At 59.7% G+C, this 3,428-nt stretch carries 2 protein-coding genes; both read right to left on the bottom strand.

All coding sequences use genetic code 11. From position 1 onward, the window contains the following. Nucleotides 1-42 precede the first annotated feature (42 nt). Nucleotides 43-1,284 (bottom strand): hypothetical protein, encoded by a 1,242-nt coding sequence (locus IAE77_RS00200; RefSeq protein WP_294219636.1) that lies wholly within the window; start codon nucleotides 1,282-1,284, stop codon nucleotides 43-45. Nucleotides 1,285-1,873: 589 nt separating this feature from the next. After that, nucleotides 1,874-3,316, bottom strand: coding sequence for a decarboxylating NADP(+)-dependent phosphogluconate dehydrogenase (gene gnd / locus IAE77_RS00195; RefSeq protein WP_294219635.1), 1,443 nt, complete (start codon nucleotides 3,314-3,316; stop codon nucleotides 1,874-1,876). Nucleotides 3,317-3,428: the final 112 nt, after the last annotated feature.

Below are 3,428 nucleotides of genomic sequence, written 5' to 3'. Positions count from 1 at the left end.
ACTGGATGGCCGGCCGTCTCGACCTGCAAATCCCTTCAGCTTTTACCCACCCAGCATAGCGAAGCGCCTGAGAACCTTGCTGCTGGAATTTTCATCCGAGTAATCCTGCCCCACCATCACCACCTTCCCGTCATTCTGCCGCGCAGCACCTGACAAATAGCCGTCCACCGTCGTGCTGCGCTGCGAGATCACCGAGCCACTCGCGCTGTAGCGGATCAGCGCAGCCTTCGGATTCGTCGCGCCGCTGCTATCGCCCATGTGATTCACGGCGACCAGCGAAGAGCCATCCGGGAGCGCAAAGACCGCCAAAGTTTCTTCGAGGCCGCCCCACAACGGATCCGAGGCTGGGAGGGCGGTGACGACATAGCCGGAGCCTCCCAGCGTGGAGTCCGCAGCGCCGCTTGATGTGACACGCATCAGAAAAACATCCTGGTCCCAGTTGATCCCTTGCACATTAAACTGCGTTCCGCCGAGCAGAATGCGGTCATCATTCTGGATGGCGAGGCTTCTCGTCCTGGAGCTTCCAGGGCCGAGCTGGAGATTCATCTTGCCGTTGCCACCGAATGACGTGTCCAGAGAGCCTGCGCTGGTCAGCCTGGCGACAGCAGCACGGGAGGAAAAGCTGCCCCCGACCACGATCTTGCCGTCTGACTGGATGGCGAGGCCGCCAGCATAAGATTCAGGGGTCTCGTTGCCGATGGGGCCATCGTCGAGATTCATGATCCGCTTTCCATTTCCCGCAAAGGTTGTGTCCAGCGCCCCATTTGTCTGGAAGCGTGCCACGCCGATCTGCCAGCGCAGTTCCGCATCCAGGCCCGCCGAGCCTACGCACACGATTTTGCCGTCGCTCTGCACCGCCAGCGCCACCGGAACAATGCCCGTCACGGTCGCAATGCCATTGCCGCTGAACGTCGTGTCCAAGGAGCCGTCTGACATTAACTTCACGACGCTGCCGCCCGAACCATCCACGCCCGCGAGCACGATCTTGCCATCGCTCTGCACCGCCACACAGTTAAACCCGCCTGCGCCGCTGACCTTGACTTTGCCGCTAGTGCCAAAGCCGGCATCCAGCGCTCCAGCCTTCGTGTAGCGCACCACCAGGCCATCATTCTCGGCGCTGCCAACCAGCACAATCTTGCCATCCGCCTGAACGGCCACTGCGCTCGCCCTCGCCGACTCTCCACCGATGTTAGTTATGACCTTGCCCGAAGAGCCAAAGGTGGCATCCAGATCACCCAAAGCTCCATGAAGCGACGGCAAACTGTGGACCAACATCCCGAACATGGAGGCAAGAAAAAAACGCATGTGAGAGGCTTTCATGGCACGTGGTGATTAGACAGGTAAGACGCAAAGATGGAGAGCGGTTCAGGCAAATTTGGGTTCACTAGAGAGGTGTTTAGGTGATTCTCCCCAAAAACTAGGAAAAGGGTACCGGTTGGCTCCACAAAAGTGAAAATTTAGCCCCCTCGTCCTGCGACGGACACTCCTTCAGCAGCGGAGGATGAAGGGAACATCTTGATCGTTCTGTTGAAGTCTTTCCAGACGATTCTAACGAAAATGCATATTTTCAGGCATTACCCGAATGGGGGCACCGGTGTGGCGTATCCATGTCACCACTTCCTGTCCCAATTGCGGCAGCTTGTTGCGCAAAAAAGGAAAAAGTTTTCCAACCGGGTGATGTTGGGCAGCAGTCAACAGTGCATCTTTGCCAGACGCCAGCGCCGATCTGCCCTCTCACTGAGGCAACCAGCAACCTCCGGTTTGTGACGGAGGCGGTTGCAAGCGCGTGCCGCCTTAGCGCACAAAAAGGCGGATGGGATCACCAGCCGCCTTTCGAGAGATCCAGAACGGGCTAAAGCCCGAACTACGAACGTCAGCCGATCACCTCAGGCCACTCGGTGTGGAAGAACTGGCCTTCGGGTTTGTCGGTGCGTTCGTAGGTGTGGGCACCGAAGAAGTCGCGCTGGGCCTGGAGGAGGTTGGCGGGGAGGCGCTCGGCGCGGTAGCTGTCGTAGTAGCCGAGGCTGGCGCTGAAGGCGGGAACCGGGATGCCGTTGAGAGTGGCGATGCTCACCACTTCGCGCCAGTTCTGCTGGGTGCTGCTGAGCACGTCTTTGAAGAACGGGTCGAGCATCAGATTCGCGAGGCTGGCGTTGGTGCGATAGGCATCGGTGATGCGATTGAGGAAGCGGGCGCGGATGATGCAACCGCCGCGCCAGATGGCGGCGATGCGACCGAGGTCGAGGTTCCAGCCTTTTTTCTCGCCGGTGCTGCGGATCAAATCGAGACCCTGGGCGTAGCTGACGATTTTGGAGGCGTAGAGGGCGTCGTGGACTTTTTTGACGAGTTCGGCCTTCGGCGTGGTGATGTTCACCTTCGGGCCGGTGAGCTGGGTGCTGGCGGCGACGCGCTGCTTCTTCTGGCTGGAGAGGATGCGAGCCTCGACGGCGGCGTTGATGGTGCTGATGACGACGGCGTTTTCGGCGGCGTTGAGCAGGGTCCACTGGCCGGTGCCTTTCTGGCCGGCTTTATCGACGATGAGTTCGACGACAGGTTTGCCGGTTTCGGGGTCTTTTTGCTCCAAAGCCTTGCCGGAGATCTGGATGAGATAGCTGAGGAGGTCGCCCTCGTTCCACTCGTTGAAGATGGCGGCCATCTCGTCGGTGGTGAAGCCGGCGTGCTTGAAGATGTTGTAGGCTTCGCAGATGAGCTGCATGTCGCCGTATTCGATGCCGTTGTGGATCATCTTCACGTAGTGACCGGCACCGCCGGGGCCGATGTGGATGACGCAGGGCTCGCCATCGACCTTTGCGGCGATGGATTCAAAGATGGGCTTCATCACTTCCCAAGTGGAAGCAGGGCCGCCGGGCATGATGGAGGGGCCTTTACGGGCGCCTTCTTCACCGCCGGAGACGCCAGCGCCGATGAAGCGGAGGCCTTTTTCGCTGAGGTAGGCGTCGCGACGCTCGGTGGTCTGGTAGAAGCTGTTGCCACCGTCGATGACGATGTCGCCTTTGTCCAAAAGCGGGATGAGCTGCTCGATCACGGCGTCCACGGCGTCGCGGTCGCTGTCCTTCACGGCGGTGGATTTCACCATGATGTGGATTTTGCGCGGGAGGGCGAGGCTCTGGACGAATTCTTCCAGCGTTTTGGTGCCGACGAGGGCCTTGCCAGGGTGCTTGGCGACGAATTCGTCGGTGACGCTGGTGGTGCGGTTATAGACGCTGACCTGGAAGCCGCGGCTTTCGACGTTGAGAACGAGGTTTTGGCCCATCACGGCGAGGCCGATGAGTCCGAAGTCACTTTTTTTGCTCATAGTTTGGGGCGGGGTCCATACCTGCCCGCCGGGCCTGCGCAAAGGGGATTTTGTTCATGACGGGCATGAGCCAGGGCTTACGCACCAAAACCGTGGAAAATGGGAAGAGTGA

It is taken from the genome of Prosthecobacter sp. (assembly GCF_014879935.1).
In the GTDB taxonomy this organism is placed as follows: Bacteria; Verrucomicrobiota; Verrucomicrobiia; order Verrucomicrobiales; family Verrucomicrobiaceae; genus Prosthecobacter.
Note: the sequence above shows the minus strand (reverse complement) of the source record. Positions and strands in the feature narration are given on the sequence as shown.